Source organism: Enterobacter sp. BIDMC 26 (genome assembly GCF_000534435.1).
Taxonomy (GTDB): domain Bacteria; phylum Pseudomonadota; class Gammaproteobacteria; order Enterobacterales; family Enterobacteriaceae; genus Enterobacter; species Enterobacter ludwigii.
Window position 1 is genome coordinate 932,515 of sequence record NZ_KI973182.1, and the last position, 17,634, is coordinate 950,148.

At 52.3% G+C, this 17,634-nt stretch carries 17 protein-coding genes; 3 read left to right on the top strand and 14 right to left on the bottom strand.

All coding sequences use genetic code 11. The features are described 5' to 3' along the window. Positions 1-11: 11 nt before the first annotated feature. Positions 12-833 (top strand): Sir2 family NAD+-dependent deacetylase, encoded by an 822-nt coding sequence (gene cobB, locus L462_RS18875; RefSeq protein ID WP_014169599.1) that lies wholly within the window; start codon positions 12-14, stop codon positions 831-833. Between the two features lie 46 nt (positions 834-879). Here the strand turns inward: cobB and L462_RS18870 are convergent, their stop codons facing one another. Further along, positions 880-2,811 (bottom strand): methyl-accepting chemotaxis protein, encoded by a 1,932-nt coding sequence (locus L462_RS18870; protein ID WP_032677892.1) that lies wholly within the window; start codon positions 2,809-2,811, stop codon positions 880-882. A 237-nt stretch (positions 2,812-3,048) separates the two neighbouring features. On the opposite strand from L462_RS18870, the gene L462_RS18865 reads away from it, so the two are divergent. Beyond that, positions 3,049-4,278 (top strand): EAL and HDOD domain-containing protein, encoded by a 1,230-nt coding sequence (locus L462_RS18865; RefSeq protein ID WP_020884653.1) that lies wholly within the window; start codon positions 3,049-3,051, stop codon positions 4,276-4,278. A 47-nt stretch (positions 4,279-4,325) separates the two neighbouring features. Here L462_RS18865 and potD read toward each other — a convergent pair whose 3' ends face one another. From potD to potA, 4 genes are read right to left on the bottom strand one after another with little or no spacing between them, the layout of a single operon-like run. Further along, positions 4,326-5,360, bottom strand: coding sequence for a spermidine/putrescine ABC transporter substrate-binding protein PotD (potD, locus tag L462_RS18860; RefSeq protein WP_014169602.1), 1,035 nt, complete (start codon positions 5,358-5,360; stop codon positions 4,326-4,328). Next, positions 5,357-6,148, bottom strand: a complete 792-nt coding sequence (potC, locus tag L462_RS18855; protein ID WP_014169603.1) for a spermidine/putrescine ABC transporter permease PotC — start codon at positions 6,146-6,148, stop codon at positions 5,357-5,359. The genes potD and potC overlap by 4 nt, the downstream gene beginning before the upstream one ends. Next, the gene (gene potB / locus L462_RS18850) at positions 6,145-7,002 is read right to left on the bottom strand and encodes a spermidine/putrescine ABC transporter permease PotB (RefSeq protein ID WP_020884651.1); all 858 of its coding nucleotides are present in this window, start codon (positions 7,000-7,002) and stop codon (positions 6,145-6,147) included. The genes potC and potB overlap by 4 nt, the downstream gene beginning before the upstream one ends. After that, entirely contained in the window at positions 6,986-8,137 is a 1,152-nt protein-coding gene (gene potA, locus L462_RS18845; protein WP_171032980.1) for a spermidine/putrescine ABC transporter ATP-binding protein PotA, read from the bottom strand. The genes potB and potA overlap by 17 nt, the downstream gene beginning before the upstream one ends. Positions 8,138-8,370: 233 nt before the next feature. Here potA and pepT point away from each other — a divergent pair, with 233 nt between their 5' ends. Beyond that, on the top strand, positions 8,371-9,594 hold the full coding sequence (gene pepT / locus L462_RS18840; RefSeq protein WP_032677893.1) for a peptidase T: 1,224 nt from the start codon (positions 8,371-8,373) through the stop codon (positions 9,592-9,594). A gap of 59 nt (positions 9,595-9,653) precedes the next feature. On the opposite strand, the gene L462_RS18835 is transcribed toward pepT, so the two are convergent. From L462_RS18835 to L462_RS25010, 9 genes are all read right to left on the bottom strand, one after another. After that, a complete protein-coding gene (locus L462_RS18835; protein ID WP_032677894.1) occupies positions 9,654-10,775 on the bottom strand; it encodes a ribosomal protein uL16 3-hydroxylase in 1,122 nt (373 codons plus the stop codon). A 91-nt stretch (positions 10,776-10,866) separates the two neighbouring features. Continuing rightward, positions 10,867-12,330, bottom strand: coding sequence for a two-component system sensor histidine kinase PhoQ (gene phoQ / locus L462_RS18830; RefSeq protein ID WP_032677895.1), 1,464 nt, complete (start codon positions 12,328-12,330; stop codon positions 10,867-10,869). Further along, the gene (gene phoP, locus L462_RS18825) at positions 12,331-13,002 is read right to left on the bottom strand and encodes a two-component system response regulator PhoP (protein ID WP_032670531.1); all 672 of its coding nucleotides are present in this window, start codon (positions 13,000-13,002) and stop codon (positions 12,331-12,333) included. It lies immediately after the preceding gene. Between the two features lie 73 nt (positions 13,003-13,075). Continuing rightward, positions 13,076-14,362 (bottom strand): site-specific integrase, encoded by a 1,287-nt coding sequence (locus L462_RS18820; protein WP_020884645.1) that lies wholly within the window; start codon positions 14,360-14,362, stop codon positions 13,076-13,078. Then, positions 14,362-14,577 (bottom strand): excisionase family protein, encoded by a 216-nt coding sequence (xisR, locus tag L462_RS18815; RefSeq protein WP_010429804.1) that lies wholly within the window; start codon positions 14,575-14,577, stop codon positions 14,362-14,364. The genes L462_RS18820 and xisR overlap by 1 nt, the downstream gene beginning before the upstream one ends. 61 nt (positions 14,578-14,638) lie before the next feature. Continuing rightward, the gene (locus L462_RS0123345) at positions 14,639-14,878 is read right to left on the bottom strand and encodes a DUF4060 family protein (protein WP_010429806.1); all 240 of its coding nucleotides are present in this window, start codon (positions 14,876-14,878) and stop codon (positions 14,639-14,641) included. Further along, entirely contained in the window at positions 14,865-16,769 is a 1,905-nt protein-coding gene (locus L462_RS18810; RefSeq protein ID WP_032677897.1) for an exonuclease family protein, read from the bottom strand. Before L462_RS18810 ends, L462_RS0123345 begins: the two co-directional genes overlap by 14 nt. A gap of 223 nt (positions 16,770-16,992) precedes the next feature. Continuing rightward, entirely contained in the window at positions 16,993-17,265 is a 273-nt protein-coding gene (locus L462_RS18805) for a hypothetical protein (protein ID WP_032677900.1), read from the bottom strand. Between the two features lie 67 nt (positions 17,266-17,332). Next, positions 17,333-17,518, bottom strand: a complete 186-nt coding sequence (locus L462_RS25010) for a hypothetical protein (RefSeq protein WP_155964416.1) — start codon at positions 17,516-17,518, stop codon at positions 17,333-17,335. Positions 17,519-17,634 lie beyond the last annotated feature (116 nt).

The window sequence follows — 17,634 nt, forward strand, 5'->3', positions numbered from 1 at the left end:
ACGAGGTTTTTATGCTGTCGCGTCGCTTAGGTCGACTCAGCCGTTTTCGCAAAAATAAACGCCGCTTACGTGAGCGCTTGCGCCAGCGGATCTTTTTCAGAGACAGAATGATGCCAGAAGCGATGGATAAACCCAGAGTGGTGGTGCTGACCGGGGCGGGGATCTCCGCAGAGTCAGGTATTCGTACTTTCCGCGCTGCGGACGGGTTATGGGAAGAGCACCGTGTTGAGGATGTGGCGACGCCGGAAGGCTTTGCCCGCGATCCGGATCTTGTGCAGGCGTTTTATAACGCCCGCCGTCGTCAGCTGCAGCAGCCAGAGGTTGTGCCTAACCCGGCGCATCTGGCGCTGGCGAAGCTGGAAGAGGCGCTTGGCGATCGTTTTTTGCTGGTTACGCAGAATATCGACAATCTGCATGAACGGGCCGGTAACAAAAACATCATCCATATGCACGGTGAACTGCTGAAAGTTCGCTGCGCCTGGAGCGGTCAGGTGCTGGACTGGAAAGAGGACGTGCTGCCTGAAGATAAGTGCCACTGCTGCCAGTTTCCGTCGCGCCTGCGCCCGCATGTGGTCTGGTTTGGTGAAATGCCGCTTGGTATGGATGACATCTACAGCGCGCTGGCCATGGCGGATGTCTTTATCGCCATTGGCACGTCTGGCCATGTCTATCCGGCGGCCGGCTTTGTTCACGAAGCGCGGCTGCACGGCGCGCATACGGTTGAGCTGAATCTTGAGCCGAGCCAGGTGGGCAGCGAGTTCGAAGAGAAGCACTATGGCCTGGCCAGTACCGTCGTACCGGAGTTTGTCGATAAGCTCCTGAAAGGGCTGTAATCGCGATAGCCTGAAAAGGCACCCGTACTGCGGGTGCCTTTTTTGTTTATGGCGTAAAGTACGCCAGCGTTTTCTCCAGCGATTTCGCCTGTTCGTCCAGCGACAGGGCCGCTGCCGAGATCTGTTGTACCAGGGACGCGTTTTGCTGGGTCGTGCTGTCCATCTGATTGACGGCAATGCTGACCTGGCTAATTCCCCGATTCTGCTCATCCAGAGCCTGAACAATATCGTTAATCACCAGATGCACATGCGACACGGCCTCAATGACCTGCTTCATCATGACGCCGGTTTCATTGACCAGCTCAACGCCTTTGCTGACACGACCTGAAGACTCGGCTATCAGCTGGGAGATCTCTTTTGCCGCGTTGGCGCTTCGCTGGGCAAGGTTGCGAACCTCACCCGCCACCACTGCAAAACCGCGCCCCTGTTCGCCCGCGCGCGCCGCTTCTACGGCGGCATTCAGCGCCAGAATATTGGTCTGGAAGGCGATACCGTCCACAATGCTGTTGATCTCTCCAATCTTACGGGCGCTTTCGTCAATTTCCCCGATCACCACCACGACATCGTTGACCAGCGTCTCGCCATGTCCGGCAAGGGTCGCGGCGCGATCGGTAAGGGTGGTAGCTTTGTGCGCATTGTCGGCGTTATTTTTCACCGTGACCGAAATCTCTTCCATGCTGGCCGCGGTTTCGACAATCGCCGCTGCCTGTTCTTCGGTGCGTGAGGCCAGATCGAGATTGCCTGCCGAAATTTCACTGGTGCCACCGTGAACGGAGTGGCTGGCTTCGCTGATGTTACCCACGATGCGCTTGAGCTGCATCTGCATGGTGTGCAGGGCGTAAAAAATACTGCTGGTATCCCCGGGACGCACCGGGATAGCGTTGTTCAAGTCGCCTCCGGCCACGGCCAGCGCGATCCCGGCGGCATCTGACGGTTCGCCCCCCACCGGGCGGTCCACTTTACGGGTAAAGATTTGCGCCATGACCAGGCTGACAACCACAATGCTTAACACCATCAGGAGGATGGCTTTCAGTAAAAATTGTCTTGCCTCGGCCATCACTTCGCTGACCGGGGTGACGATAGCCAGCTTCCAGGGCGTCTGACTGTTGCCGATGGTAATCGCCTGCCAGGTGATAAACGCCTCTTCCTTCAGTTGAGGATCGTTTGTGCGTATCACCTCATCCCCTGTGACGGTTCCGGTGTAAGGCTTGCCTACGGCACGTTTATCCGGGCTGGAAACCACGTTGTTGCCCGCCGACAGAAGCAGGGCGTAGCCTGTACCGTTCCACGGTTTAATCGCCCCGATCATCGATTGCAGGGTAGCGAGCGAGAAATCCGACGTGACTGACCCCAGGAACTGACCCTCACGCATGATGGGGGCGGCAATCGAGGTGAGCATTACGTCCACCCCATTGTAGGGATAAATATAGGGTTCGATGATGACATCTTTTTGCCGTTGCTTCGGCAGCAGATAATAATCACCGCTGCCGGGCGTTTCGATGTCCGTCAGCAGATGTAATGCCGGTTTGCCTGTGGCGTCGCGGTCAACGTAGCGGGCGTAACGTCCGGCAGGATCTTCACCGCTCTGACCGGCAAAGGTGGCATCATTGCCATCGAAAGCATCAGGTTCAAAGGCCATCGACATTGAAAGAAACTGAGGGTGCGCTGAGAGATAATGGATTAGCAGCTGGTTGAGTCCCTGTCGATCAGCGATGCCCGCGTCGCGCAGTGCCTGAGCGCTATTTCCCATGTCACGCGCGGCCGCCAGAGCGGAATCCATCTGTTTACTGACCTGCAAAGACTGCACTTCAGCAATCTGACGGATGTGTTTTTTAGCCAGCACTTCTTGCTGATCCATCCACTGCCACATCATAAAACCGATCGTTGCCGTAAAGCCCACCGTCACGGTGAGGAAAATGGACAATAGCATCAACGTCTTGACTCTTATTTTTTGTTTTCGGACCATGGCGTCTTTCATTCTCAACTCCCGTAATGACGTGCATGTCGGGCAGGCACAGATCACTTATCGGATATTTCGCCATGTTTCTGTAGAGCACCGGGTATATTTAATTTAAATTTTTGAACGCTAATTCCCGTTAATTAGTGTGGATGCTTTTATTTTGTGCATTCAATCAAATTAGTGTTCGATAATGCTCGTTATCGTTGTGCAGATAGGGGATGCTAATAAATATAAAGACGTTCAGGAGGATGGGATATGTATGGATTTATCGCGAGACAACCCATTTTTAACCTCGATATGAATACCGTGGCCTATGAGCTGCTTTTCAGAGACGGAATGACCAACCGTTTCCCGGATGTGTCGGCGGAATATGCCACATCCAGAATGATATCAGACCAGTTCTTATCCGTGCCGTCCCAGCGCATCGCCGGGGAACATACGTCGTTTATCAATTTTCCTTCCCGGATGATCATCGACCGCAGCGCTGAGGCGCTGGACAAAAACAACGTGGTCATTGAGATCCTTGAGGATGCTGACCCGGGTGAGGCGCTTTTGCAGGCCGTGAGAGAAATGTATGAGCACGGGTACTGCTTTGCGCTCGATGATTTCACTCTCGCACCGGAATGGGATGTTTTTTTGCCCTATATTTCCATCATCAAATTTGATGTCCAGAATTACACCTTAGCGCAAATTAAAAATTACCTGAGTGAGCGTAAAAGCCTGACCGGGCATATTAAATATCTGGCTGAAAAAATTGAGACTAAAGAGGAATTCAAACAATACAGCGATGCCGGATTTTCTCTTTTTCAGGGATATTTTTTCTGTCGTCCGGAGGTGATTAAATATAAACGGCTATCGCAAAATCAGCTTGCAATTTTCCGTCTGCAAATGGAAGTAGGACGCAATAAACCTGACTTTCGGATCATCGAGGCGTTAATCAAAAGCGACCTCACGCTGTCCTATAAAATCATGCGCTATATGAAGCACACCGCTTTTAAACACATGGGGGCCTGTAATTTCAGCAAGTTAACGCTGAGTGAAGTGCTGAGGTATCTTGGAGAAAATCAGCTCAGAAGGTTTGTAGCCGTTGTAGTGCTGGCAAGTGCAGCCAACGACACCGTCACCGAGCTTTACCCGATGAGTATGATGCGCGGGAAATTCTGTGAACTGATTGCCGAGAAACTGAACGAGCCGATGCTGGCTGAGAATGCGTTCATGTGCGGTCTGTTCTCACTGCTTGATACCCTGCTTGAGCTGCCGATGGCAGAGCTGATGACGCAAATTGCTGTCCCGCAGAGCGTGAGTAATGCGTTGTGCCATCAGGAAGGGCAGTTAGCGGACATGGTTCGCCTCTGCCATTACTACGAGCAGCAGCAGTGGGATGAGGCAAGCAGAATAAGTCACGCGCTGGGGCTGGCAGAGGAAGACATCGTAGAGGCGATGAGGAAGGCCACGATCTGGGCCGGGGAGAACGCCGTCAGTTAATCGTTCCTCACTCCGCTAAGACGGAGTGAGGAAGAAAGCCTGGCCGCTTACCGGCCCGCTTTTAATTTCTGGTAATACTCTTCATAGATGCGGCTTGCGTCACCGACATCGTTTTGCCACTCGCCTTTACTGATGGTTTGCGCATCCGGATAGAGCGATTTGTCGTTCGCGACGGCCGGGCTGAGCAGCTTACGCGCAGCGAGGTTCGGGGTGGGATAACCAATGGTCTCCGCAACCTGTTTCGCGACGTCCGGGCGCAGCAGGAAGTTAATTAGCTTCAGGGCACCGTCAACGTTCTTCGCGTTTGCAGGAATAGAGAGGCTATCCATCCAGAAGATCCCGCCTTCTTTCGGCCACACTACCTCCAGCGGCGTACCGGCCTGACGGGCAACATACGCGGAGCCGTTCCACACCATGCCCAGATTCACTTCGCCTTCCATATACGGGTTTGCCGGGTTATCAGAGTTGAATGCCGCCACGTTAGGCATCAGCTTTTTCAGCTCGTTATAGGCCGCTTCAATCTCTTTCGGGTCCGTCGTATTGCCTGAGTAGCCGAGCTTACGCAATGCTACCTGGAACACTTCGCGCGCGTCGTCGGTTAACAGCAGGCTGCCTTTGTATTCCGGTTTCCACAGATCGGCCCAGCTTGTAACGGTTTTCGGATCGATAGCCTCGCTGTTGACACCAATGGCGGTTGCGCCCCAGATGTAAGGAATGGAGTAGTCGTTATTCGGGTCAAACGGCTTATTGAGCATCTCCGGATCGAGATTGTTGAAGTGAGTGAGCTTCGTTTTATCGATCTTCTGAATCATGCCCTCTTTGCGCATTTTATCGACGAAATAGGTCGACGGGACGACCAGATCGTACGCGCCTTCTTTGTAAGTTTTGAGCTTGGCGTACATGGTTTCATTCGACTCATAGGTAGAATAGATAACCTTGATGCCCGTCTCTTTCGTGAACTGCTCCAGCAGGCCTGGTGGCACATACTCGGTCCAGTTATAGAAATAGAGCGTTTTGCTGTCATCAGCGTGCGCGGCACCCATTCCGAGCACCAGTGCCGCAGCGGCAAGCATTTTTTTCATTTCATTGTCCCCTGAGATTTTGTTTTATCACGAGCAATAACCTGGCTGGCAATCACCAGCACCAGCGAGAACACTAACAGTATGGTCGCCAGCGCGTTCACCTCGGGCGAGACGCCGACTTTCACCATTGAATAGATCTTCAACGGCAGAATTTCATAACTCGGGCCGGTGACGAAGGAGGAGACCACCACATCGTCCATCGACAGGGTAAAACTCAGCAGCCATCCGGCAGCAACGGCGGGCATCGCCAGCGGCAGGATGATTTTGCGCAGGATGGTCATCTCACTGGCACCCAGATCTTTTGCGGCTTCCAGCATGCGCACGTCAAACCCTTTCAGGCGTGCGAAGACGGTGACCACCACAAACGGCAGGCAGAAAGTGATGTGGGAGAACAGCAGTGACCAGAAGCCCAACTGGACGCCCAGCAGCATAAACAGCACCAGCAGCGAAATCGCCATGACGATATCCGGCGACATCATCACCACAAACAGCATCCCGCTGACGAACGGTTTACCCCGGAAGCGATAGCGGTAGAGCGCCACGGCGGTAAGCGAACCAATCAGCGTGGCGAAGGTGGCGGAGAAAATCGCCATCGTCAGGGAGTGCTGAGCAGCCTGCAGCAGGCTGTCGTTGTTCATCAGCAGGCTGTACCAGTTGGTAGTGAAACCTTGCCAGTTGATGCCGAAACGCGAGCTGTTAAACGAGTTCACGATCAAAATAATGATCGGAATATAAAGATACGCATAGATGGCGGTCATAAAACCGCCGCGAAGCAGTCGACCGATCATTCGAGTTCCACCTTTTTATTCAGTAATCGTGAAGCACGCCAGTAGATCAACAGCATCAGGCCCATTACCACCGTGAGCGTAATGCTGGTGGCGGAACCGAACGGCCAGTCGCGAATGTTCAGGAACTGACTCTTAATCACGTTGCCGATAAGCAGGTTTTTCGCGCCGCCCATCAGGTCGGACACGTAGAACAAGCCCATTGCCGGCAACATTACCAGCAGACAACCTGCAATGATGCCAGGCATGGTCAACGGAATGATAATCCGGATAAAGGTCTGCAGTTTGCTGGCGCCCAGGTCTCTCGCAGCTTCCAGCAGCGGTTTATCCAGCTTCTCAATGCTGGAGTAGAGCGGCATCACCATAAAGGGCAGCAGGATGTAGACCAGACCCACAATGACCGCACCCGGCGTAAACATGATGCGCACTGGCGTATCAATCACGCCCAGCCACAACAGGAACTCGTTCAGATAGCCTTTGGTGCTGAGGAAAATTTTCAGCCCGTAGATGCGGATCAGGGAGTTGGTCCAGAAAGGCACGATCAGCAAAAAGAGCAGCAGTGGACGCACTTTTTGCGGCAGACGCGCCAGAAACCATGCAAAGGGATAACCCAGCACCAGGCAGGCAACGGTGGCGATCAGCGCCATATTAAGCGAGTGCAACAGCACGTCAAAATAGAGCGGATCGAGCAGACGCGAGTAGTTGTCCAGCGTAAAGACCAGCTTTACGAAGTCAGTATCGTCGCGGGTCAGGAAGCTGGTGGCGATGATCATCAGGTTGGGTAAGAAGACAAACAACACAAGCCAACCGACGATAGTAGCAATCACCACATTCTGGAATTTACTTGTGTTCTTCATCAGCCAGTACAACCTCCCAGCTTTCTACCCAGTTGATAACCATTTTCTGGTCGAGGGAGTGGTCGAAATCAGGGTCGTCCTCATTAAAGAACTCGCTGACCATCACCATCTTACCGTTTTCCAGTTCGACGACAGACTCCAGCGTCATCCCTTTATAGTTGCGCTCCCGGATATAGCCAATCAGTCCCTCGGCATCAGTATTGCCGTGGATCTCTTCAACGCGCAGATCCTCCGGTCGCAGCAGGACGTTGAGCTTTTGCCCTTTTTCGACGGCGAAATTCACGGTGATATTGCACTCGCGGCCTTCTACGTTGGCCCGCACGCGCTGTTCGTCCAGGCGTTCAATCACCGTGGCGTTGAAAATGTTGATCTCCCCAATGAAGCTGGCCACGAACAGGTTTTTCGGCTCTTCATAGATTTCACGTGGCGTGCCGTCCTGCTCGATTTTGCCGTCACGCATCACCACGATACGGTCCGACATGGTGAGTGCCTCTTCCTGATCGTGGGTAACGAAGACAAAGGTAATGCCGAGCTTGCGCTGCAGGGCTTTAAGCTCGTTCTGCATCTGCTTGCGCAGTTTGTAGTCCAGCGCGGAAAGTGACTCATCCAGCAGGAGCAGACGCGGTTTATTGACCACAGCGCGGGCGATAGCAACGCGCTGCTGCTGGCCGCCGGAAAGCTGGTGTGGCTTACGCTGGGCAAATTCTTCCAGTTGCACCATGCGCAGCGCGTCGGTAACGCGAGCCGGGATTTCGCTGGCCGGTGTTTTTTGCATCCGCAGGCCAAATGCGACGTTCTCGAACACGGTCATGTGCGGAAACAGGGCATAGCTCTGAAAGACGGTATTCACGTGCCGCTCTTCGGCGGGAACCTGGGTGATATCCTGGTTTTCAAGGTGGATGTGACCGCTATCGACGTTTTCCAGTCCGGCGATAAGGCGCAGTACGGTTGTCTTGCCGCAGCCAGAGGGGCCAAGCAGCGTGAGGAACTCACCGTCATTGATGGTCAGGTTGAGCCCGGAAATAACATCTTTACCATCAAAACTTTTACGAATTCGTTCCAGTTGCACCAGCGGTGAACGTGAACGGGATTGTGTATTCAATTTTTGCGCTGTCCCATATAGACGCTCCGGGATGCAGACCGAAGCGGGGTTTGTGTGTAACCACCTTGGTGACTCGTAATGAGGGCGGACATTCTACGGCAAACCACTGTAATCGCCAATCCTTGTCACTGATTCATAAGCTACATTTACTAACGGATACGATATAAACGGAAAATATTCTCGTTTGCGGGATAAAAGTGACCTGACGCAATATTTGCCTTTTGATGCTTATTGATAATGTTGTCACAAAAAGTGAGGGTGACTGCATGGATAAATTACTTGAGCGTTTTTTACAGTACGTTTCGCTGGATACCCAATCTAAACCGGGTGTCCGCCAGGTGCCAAGCACCGAAGGCCAGTGGAAGTTATTAAACCTGCTCAAAGAGCAGCTCGACGCCATGGGGCTGGTTAACGTCACGTTAAGCGAGAAAGGCACAGTGATGGGAACGCTGCCTGCGAATGTCTCCGGTGATATCCCGGCGATTGGCTTTATCTCCCATGTCGACACCTCTCCGGATTTTAGCGGTAAACATGTGAACCCGCAGATTGTTGAAAACTACCGCGGCGGCGACATTGCGCTGGGGATTGGTGACGAAGTACTGTCGCCGGTGATGTTCCCGGTGCTGCACCAGCTGCTCGGTCAAACGCTCATCACCACCGACGGCAAAACGCTGCTGGGTGCCGATGACAAAGCGGGGATTGCCGAGATCATGACGGCGCTGGCGGTGCTGAAAGAGAAAAATATCCCGCACGGGGATATCCGTGTCGCCTTTACGCCGGATGAAGAGGTCGGCAAGGGTGCAAAACACTTCGACGTAGAGGCCTTTAACGCGAATTGGGCCTATACCGTCGACGGTGGCGGCGTAGGGGAACTGGAGTTCGAGAATTTCAACGCCGCGTCCGTGACAATCAAAATCGTCGGAAACAACGTTCATCCTGGCTCCGCCAAAGGGGTCATGGTGAATGCGTTGTCGCTGGCGTCGCGTATTCATGCGGAAGTTCCGCCAGAAGAGAGCCCGGAACAGACCGACGGTTATGAAGGTTTTTATCACCTGACCAGCATTAAAGGCACCGTAGACAGTGCGCAGATGCACTACATCATTCGCGACTTTGACCGTAAAGCATTTGAAGCGCGTAAACGTAAGATGATGGAGATAGCCAAAAAGGTCGGTAAGGGCCTGCATCCGGATTGCTATATCGAGCTGATTATCGAAGACAGCTACTACAATATGCGCGAGAAAGTGATGGCGCATCCGCATATCCTCGATATCGCGCAGCAGGCAATGCGTGACTGTGATATTGAACCGCTGTTAAAACCGATTCGTGGCGGCACAGACGGTTCGCAGCTGTCGTTCATGGGGCTGCCTTGCCCGAATCTGTTTACCGGTGGCTACAACTATCACGGCAAGCACGAGTTCGTGACGCTGGAAGGAATGGAAAAAGCGGTGAAGGTGATTGTGCGAATTGCGGAGCTGACCGCGGCGCGGTAATGACGAAAAAAATGGCCGGGTCAGGCGAAGCCGCCACCCGGCACGCTTTTCTTTACGGTTTAGTCCTCAAAGAACCAGTACCCGCTGTTCACCAGCGCGGCGAGCATCGCGAGGAAAGAGGGATCTTCCAGCGCATCGCCAAAGGTATCAGCCGTTAAGGTCAGGTGGCTGGCAATAGCCTCCAGCGCAGGGCGGTGAGGGGAGTCCAGCTTCTCGCCGTTAACGAAAACATCTTCACCGATGCGCAGTACGCGCAACCCGCCCAGACGAACCAGTTTGTCGCCCTGCTGCAGTGCGTCATAAATCTCGTCGGCCTGGTATGGCGGCTCTGGCGGTGCCACATCCAGCTCATGGCGTGACTGGCTGATAAACTCACCAAACCACTGGCTGAAATGCGCCGGTTCATTGATCAAATCCAGCATCATGCCGCGAAGCTTGTCCAGTTCGGCTGGCACAATATCAGCCGGGTGCTCGCGTGCAGGCACATCCGGATCGCTGTAACGATGGCTGCCCAGTTCACGCTGCAGCACGTAGTCAGCAAAGCCGCTGATCATTTCGCGACCGCTTGGTGCGCGGAATCCGACGGAGTAGTTCAGCGAGTTTTCCAGCGAATACCCTTCGTGCGGGAACCCTGGTGGGATATAGAGAATATCACCCGGCTCCAGCTCTTCATCGATAATCCCTTCAAACGGATCGACCTGAAGCAGGTCCGGATGCGGGCAGTGCTGTTTCATCGGCACTTTGTCGCCCACGCGCCAGCGGCGGCGGCCTGTACCCTGAATGATGAACACGTCGTACTGGTCCAGATGCGGACCAACGCCCCCTCCTGGCACGGAGAAGGAGATCATCAGATCGTCCATTCGCCAGTCGGGCAGGGCGCGGAACGGACGCATTAACGCCGCAGTCGGTTCATGCCAGTGGTTAACCGCCTGAACCAGTAATGACCAGTTGTTTTCACCCAGGTGATCGTAGCTTTCGAAAGGACCGTGGCTGACCTGCCATTTCCCGTCCTGGTGGCTTACCAGGCGGCTGTCGACTTCGCTCTCCATGGCCAGGCCGGCCAGTTCGTCAGGGGAGAGGGGATCGACAAAATTGCTGAACCCGCGTTTAAGAACGACCGGGCGTTTCTGCCAGTAACGTTCAATAAATTCGGGCCAGTTAAGTGTTAAGTGATAATCCATATTTTTTTATTCCGCAGGCTCTTACTGACTCGGATTATAACGGAAGCACAGGAGCCTGGGTGCGAGATCCTCGCATTTTTCACATAACGGGTTAACTATCGTTCGATGTGGGCTGCTGGCGACCGAAAATGACCTCCATTCTGGCGCCTCCGAGTAAACTGTCTTCGGTTTCAATTTTTCCGTCGTACTGGTCGACGATTTCGCGTGCCACAGCTAACCCAACCCCCTGGCCGGGGCGCAACGTATCCGCACGCTGACCGCGGTCGAATACCACATCACGTTTATTGCGCGGGATCCCCGGGCCATCATCCTCAACGATAATATGCAATTCGTTATCCGTCTGACGCGCGGAAACTTCCACGAATTCCAGGCAATATTTACAGGCGTTATCCAGCAGATTGCCCATCACTTCCATGAAATCATTTTGTTCACCAACAAAGCTGATTTCGGGAGAGATATCGAGGCTGATATTGACCCCTTTGCGCTGGTAAACCTTGTTGAGCGCGGAGGTGAGGTTATCCAGAAGCGGTGCCACAGGATGCAGTTCGCGGCTCAATAACGCGCTGCCGGAACGCATGCTGGCACGGTGCAGATAGTAACCAATTTGCTGAGAAATACGGCTGATCTGTTCCAGCATCACCGGCTCGGCGTCATCAACGCTCAGCTTTGAGCTGCGCATCGAACGCAGGGTACTTTGCATCACCGCCAGCGGCGTTTTCAGGCTATGCGTGAGGTCGGTGAGGGTGGTGCGGTATTTATCATAGCGCTCACGTTCGCTTTTCAGCAGACGGTTGAGGTTACGCACCAGGCTTGTCAGCTCGCGGGTAGTCTCCGGGTTGAGCTTCTCACGATGATGTTCTTCCAGCTCGCGCACCTCTCTCGCCAGCGATTCGATGGGGCGTAAACTCCACCACGCGGCGAGCCACAGCAGCGGGATCACCAGCAGCAGATTCGCGGCCAGAACATAGACGAACCAGTTCCATACCATATAAGAACGTTTAAGCTCGACCGGGATGGTATCGACCACCACGATGGTTAACTGCGGCATGTTCATCGTGGCCGGGTAGAGGTTAATCGCCACGGAGTGCGTCATTTCTGTTTCGGCATCGTCTGCGCGGATCTCATTCAGCTTTTGCTGCAGGGACCGGTCCTCGCGCAGCAGCGAGCTGGTGGTGTTCAGATCGGCTTCAAGTTCGTGGAAACCATTGGTCTTAAGCCATTCCGGACGAATACTTTTAACCAGCCATGGGATATCGCGTTGTGCCCAAAGTAGTTTTCCCTTTTCGTTATAAATCAGGGCCAGGGTCGGGCTTTGCTGGTTAAGGTTTTCCGGCATTTCGACGGTGATCGTGTTGTTTTCCCATTTCGCCAGGGTATAAAACAGGTTGCTTTCACCACGCAACAGTCGAAAAGTTGTTTTATCAAAACTGACGCTGTAGCCCACCAGAGCCACCATGCCGTAGGAGAGGGATAACACCAGCACGACGGCGGCCGTTGCCAGTAAAAAGCGAACCCGCAGCGAGAGGGGCAGAATATGACGCAAGATCCCTTTCATTTAGCGTATTTCGAACAGATAACCCTGACCACGGACGGTCGTGATCACGTCCTGCGGGTACTCCGCCTGAATTTTCTTGCGCAGACGTCCCATCAACACATCAATCGTGTGGCTCTCACGCAGCTCGGCATCCGGATAAAGCTGAAGCATTAAGGAGTCTTTGCTCACCACTTTGCCGCTGTTGCGGATTAACGTTTCCATGATGGTGTATTCAAACGCGGTCAGCTTAATGACTTCATTATTGATCGAGAATTCACGACGGGAGAGATCAACCTGGAAAGGGGGAATCGAAATCACCTGGGAGGCCAGGCCGCTGTTGCGGCGCAGCAATGCCTGCATGCGTGCCGCCACTTCTTCGATGTGAAACGGCTTGGTAACGTAATCATCCGCACCTGCGCTGAGCACTTCAACCTTGTCCTGCCAGCCTTCACGTGCGGTCAACACCAGAACCGGAAGGGAGACATCATGGCTGCGCCAGCGACGAATCAACGACAAACCGTCTTCATCAGGCAATCCGAGATCGACGATGGCGATGTCCGGCAGGTGCTCATTGAGATAATAATCGGCTTCTTTTGCATCTTCGGCATCGTCCACCTGATGTCCCATCTCCTGAAGCTGAACCTTCAGGTGATGGCGTAGCAATGCGTTATCCTCAACAACCAGTACGCGCATCATCTTTTCTCCCTATATGAATGGTATGAATAGTTTAACGCTGATTATGTAGTTTGAAACCAGCGTCATGAAATTAAATGACTTTTTTAATGCTACCAGTGCCTTGGGGGCGTCTTGGGGGCATTGCCGTCGGCATCTGATTATTCAGCATATTGACCTGATCCTGGTTCATATCTCCAATCCACTTCGAGTAAACCTCGTACACCATACGCGCATCCTCATGGCCCATCTGGCTGGCGATAAAGGAAGGGTTAGCACCGGCCATAAGTGTCCAGCAGGCGTAAGTGTGTCGCGACTGATAGGGATTTCTTTCACGTATACCGGAAAGTTTAGTGCCCCGTTTCCATCCATACGAAATCGAGTTTTTGGAAAGATACCGGTTCTTGCCCGACGCACACCTCTCAGGAGAAAAAACGAAACGTAGATTCTGCGTTTCGGTTTTGCCAAGCTCCCGATGATGGAAGATGATTTGCTGCCTGGGACTATTGCCGGTGATTTCGTACTGCTCCTTCAACGCATCAAGGGCAGGCTTCAGCAGAGTTATCGTTCTTATCCCGGCATCAGTTTTGGGCGGCACAAACAACCCTTTATTCGTCAAGCTTCTGGAAACGTGAATTTCACCTTTCTTCAGGTCGATATCCTCCCATGCCAGAGCACAAACCTCACCTGGCCTCATTCCTGTATGGACAGACACAATAATGATTAAAACCCACTTGCGAGGGAGGAGAGCAATTAACGCATGATACTCATGAAGTAAAAGCGGATCAGGATCTGCCTTTGATAGCTTGAGCCTCGACACTCCCTCATAAGGAGCGTGTAATATAAACTGGCTTCTGTTCGCAAGCTTAAGCATTTCCGATAAAACCGCCATCTGTTTATTGACTGTTGAGGGCGCGCGTCCCTTTTTAACCAGATTAGGCATTGAAGGGTTTAATACACTGCCGGTCAGCAGCTCTTTACGGTAATTCAGAATGTCGGCGTGCTGAATATCAGCCAGGGGAGTATTTTCTCCCACCACGCGCTTCAGGGTGTTAACTGCAGATGTGAGAGAGTGCAGTGTTGCCCCTGACACCTCCAGCGCTTTTGTATCAATGAAAAAATCGCTCAGCTCTTTAAACGTCGTGATCCGCTTAGTTGATGAGAATTTTTTAAGGGCCTTCGATTCAGGGAAGCGCGCCGCGTAATCGAACTGGCCGAACTGGATCTCACTCACGATGACGGCGCGAAGGTTTCCAGCCTTCTTGATGTTGCTGCTGTTAACCACCCAGCCACGGAGAACTTCGCGGCAGCGAATGCCGCGATAGGTAAACGTGATCCTGATTTTTCCGTTATGAAGTTCAACGCCGGTTGGAAAGTTCATCATGCTTCCTGAATAAATCTATTGATCAGCGGGAAGTTGTACCAGACCAAAGCGCGTTTGCTTTCTCCACCGGGCACCGCGGGTACTCGCTTGAAATGAACCCCTTCAATCCAGCATCCGAGGCGATAAGCTTTTATTTGCCTGTCATCCAGCCCCGTTTTTTCAGTTAGCTTTCCCGCCACCATCCACTCTTCATCAAAAATGATTTGCGCCATGCTTAACTCCATGACGCCGCCACGATACCGCAGCGGCAGATAGTATATTGATTGTCAAAAATCACCGGCCAAGGCCAGGGAGGCACCGGAGATGCCTGGCACCGGTCATTGCCGTGGCCACGTAACTACGGGGGCGGTTAACAACCTCAACCGTAATTTTTCTCCCTTGGAACTTGATGGTGTAAAAAGTCTGCTTGTCGCTGCGACCATGCGCGCCATATTTCTCAAAATGGCATTTGAGCGCGGCGGCGCATGCTGGCCCGCCGATGCTGTCTCCCTTGCTGCGGTTAATCAGACGCACAGGATCCTTCCTGATGGTTGATCACGCTGCGGGCAAGCCCGGCGGCCATAACCGGTAATTCCTCATACTGATTGCAATAAGCCGGGTTGGAACATAAGCCCTGCAGCGCTGCAATTGTCAACTGTTGCAGGTAGGTAACAGACGAAAGCGGCGAGTATGTTTCAGGTGCTGGTTCGGACTCGATTTTCGGCTTTGCAGTAACGGTCGGTGGATCGAGCACGACAGGTTTTGGCAGCTCAGGGCGGCGGTATTCCACAATCGCATCAAGGGCTATTTTCTGACGAACGCTGATATCGTCAGACCACTGCTCAAGAATCGTAGTAGCAACGTCTTGTACTTCTTCATCACTGAAATAAGGCGACAGAGAGAATTCAGTCGTGGTGATATCTGCAATCAGTAACGGGAAAATATGCTCGATGTCTTTACCCGTGGTGGCGGTGAGATTTTCGATATCGTCCTGGTCACCGATGTTTGTGCGCCCGGACATCAGCTCGTTTAATGCATGGGCGATTTCAATCTCGCGATCATTTAGCGCGGAAGGCACTTCCTGTTTTTCGACTTCATTTGAGGAGGTGGCGTTTATCAGAGTATCAACTGAGAAGACTCCGCCGCCCATATTCTCCACCCGCGGCTGATCACCAGCCTGCTTTTCAGGTGTGGGGTCCTGAGCGAATGCCTCGTTGAGTTCTTTGTCGAGTTGCGCAGCTTTGCCAGGGCAAACTGCTGGTGGCAAAGTTTCGCCAGATACAGGCGGTTTGGCTTTATCATTTTCGATTTCCTCAGGGTTGGCGCGAGGTTTTGGGCGGCAAGCCTTATCAACCGTTTTCTGATCGGGGTGCGCGTGGTCAGATTCAACCAACTCGCGATTGATGTACTCACGCAAGGCGACGGGATCCATCCAGAGGTCTTCCTGAGCAGATTTAATCAGGGCGATAATGGCTGCGCGTGAATAGTCCAGAATGCCTGGGGTACCGCGCAGCTTTTTCCACCAGGCTGTGAAGCGGGTGTCCTGCTCAGCTTCGGCCATGGCCTTAGCGGGAATGAAAAACTTGTTTGGAATTGAGTAAATATCGATTTCGTCGAAGGTGCTCAGAATCGCAACAGCAACCTCTATCTTGAGCGTAGAGAGGTTGTGTACCAGATCCGGGCTTCGGTCTGTCTTATTTCCCCCGCCCAAAGTGGAGCCAGTGTCTGTGAGGTTTTCTTCGGTGGTAGTACGAACAGTTTGAGGTCGCTTATCTACCGGGGTATCGATCCATTTAGCGATCTGCTTTTTGATATCCGGCCACTGCGCAGAATCTTTTGTGTTCTCACGTACCCATGCGAGAAGCTGCTCCTGCCGTTCCGGCGCCAGCGCCAGCGCGCGGGTCTCTTTCGCCAGTGCCTCTGCCAGTTCGCGGGTAAAGCTGCTAGCATCATCGTTAATCAGGTCTACGATCTGGCCGAACTGCGCCGTAGTGATTCCAGGGACCGGCCCGAACAGTGCCAGACAAGCTGCTCGTGATGCCTGGTCAAGACGCGCAACGGTTTTAATTTCTTCCTGTGCCTTGTTGTCCTCGCAGTCTGCTTTTTCATTGATTTCTGGCTGTGGCGCTGCAGCTGGCTCACCTGCATTCACATTCCATATAGCAACGGTATCGAAAAATGCAGGTGAGAAAACATCAAGCTCAGGGCAGGGTAAACCTTCTCGGTGTTCCCAGATTTTAACTTTGAAGAAATCATCAATGTGTTCCGGGTGTTCAGCTGCCAGCTTGCCAAAAATAACGGCTTCAGCTATGGCTTTTGTGGTCGCATTAACAGCAGTGGCAAGCGGTTTTAAATCCGGACATTTTTTTAATGCTTTATCTTTCGGGAAATAAGCGCCGCCGAAAACTTTTAATTCAACAGACATAATTACCTCTATTAATTTTTGGGGAAGTGATGTTTATCGATATGGTTTTTGAATAACGCGCCTTACATTTCTTAACGCGTTACGCCTTTCTCTTTTTTCATTGCATTGCTCACATAAATAAATCGTGCGCTTAAAGGGGTATATGTCTGTTTTCCTTTCATGCATTTCCGATTTCTTATATTCTTGGCAGCAAACAGCGCAATGACAAATGGCGTCATCCATATCAGTTAAGTTGTTGGCGTTTGTAATCGTAATAAGACATGCCACAAGCGTTCTGCGCTTCTGCGAAATTCACAGACAGCAAGCTAATGTGCTTAACAGCGCAAACCGGGCAATGAAATTCACCGAGCACGTAGCCACTGTCAAGCACGACGGTTACAGGACCTGATGAAGGCAAATGAACTACACCTGAAATGGTACCGTTAATATTAAAGGTGGCAATTTCTTTATTTACGATAACAAGATTCAGTTCAACGGTTGTAACGCTTACTTTCATTTTTAACTCCTTGACTCAGGATGTGAGAATCCCTGCCGTTTAAGGCATAGGTTTTAAATTGAGAAAACTAAATTGCTTTTAAACTATTACGCCATTCCTGGTGAGGTTGGCGATGCACAACTAAATTTCTGTATTTCCGTAATACTTTCCAGGCGGCATGGCATCCAGCAACATCACGAAGAAATACTGAAGTTACGAGTTTTCCCTGTGCCCAGGCAATTTGTTGTTCCGGTGTTAATTGTGTCTTATCCATATATGAACACTCCACTGGCTTACGCCACATTCATGAAACTGCCTGGACGAACTCGGTAAAGCACAGTGCTTCTTCACCCTCCGCCAGACTGTTGAAATACTCTTCGTATGCTTTTT

Excerpts from the sequence above, each read along its gene's own strand:
- cobB (WP_014169599.1), top strand. The coding sequence starts at position 12 with ATGCTGTCGCGTCGCTTAGGTCGACTCAGCCGTTTTCGCAAAAATAAA.
- L462_RS18870 (WP_032677892.1), bottom strand. The coding sequence starts at position 2,811 with ATGAAAGACGCCATGGTCCGAAAACAAAAAATAAGAGTCAAGACGTTG.
- L462_RS18865 (WP_020884653.1), top strand. The coding sequence starts at position 3,049 with ATGTATGGATTTATCGCGAGACAACCCATTTTTAACCTCGATATGAAT.
- potD (WP_014169602.1), bottom strand. The coding sequence starts at position 5,360 with ATGAAAAAAATGCTTGCCGCTGCGGCACTGGTGCTCGGAATGGGTGCC.
- potC (WP_014169603.1), bottom strand. The coding sequence starts at position 6,148 with ATGATCGGTCGACTGCTTCGCGGCGGTTTTATGACCGCCATCTATGCG.
- potB (WP_020884651.1), bottom strand. The coding sequence starts at position 7,002 with ATGAAGAACACAAGTAAATTCCAGAATGTGGTGATTGCTACTATCGTC.
- pepT (WP_032677893.1), top strand. The coding sequence starts at position 8,371 with ATGGATAAATTACTTGAGCGTTTTTTACAGTACGTTTCGCTGGATACC.
- L462_RS18835 (WP_032677894.1), bottom strand. The coding sequence starts at position 10,775 with ATGGATTATCACTTAACACTTAACTGGCCCGAATTTATTGAACGTTAC.
- phoQ (WP_032677895.1), bottom strand. The coding sequence starts at position 12,330 with ATGAAAGGGATCTTGCGTCATATTCTGCCCCTCTCGCTGCGGGTTCGC.
- phoP (WP_032670531.1), bottom strand. The coding sequence starts at position 13,002 with ATGCGCGTACTGGTTGTTGAGGATAACGCATTGCTACGCCATCACCTG.
- L462_RS18820 (WP_020884645.1), bottom strand. The coding sequence starts at position 14,362 with ATGAACTTTCCAACCGGCGTTGAACTTCATAACGGAAAAATCAGGATC.
- xisR (WP_010429804.1), bottom strand. The coding sequence starts at position 14,577 with ATGGCGCAAATCATTTTTGATGAAGAGTGGATGGTGGCGGGAAAGCTA.
- L462_RS18810 (WP_032677897.1), bottom strand. The coding sequence starts at position 16,769 with ATGTCTGTTGAATTAAAAGTTTTCGGCGGCGCTTATTTCCCGAAAGAT.
- L462_RS18805 (WP_032677900.1), bottom strand. The coding sequence starts at position 17,265 with ATGAAAGTAAGCGTTACAACCGTTGAACTGAATCTTGTTATCGTAAAT.
- L462_RS25010 (WP_155964416.1), bottom strand. The coding sequence starts at position 17,518 with ATGGATAAGACACAATTAACACCGGAACAACAAATTGCCTGGGCACAG.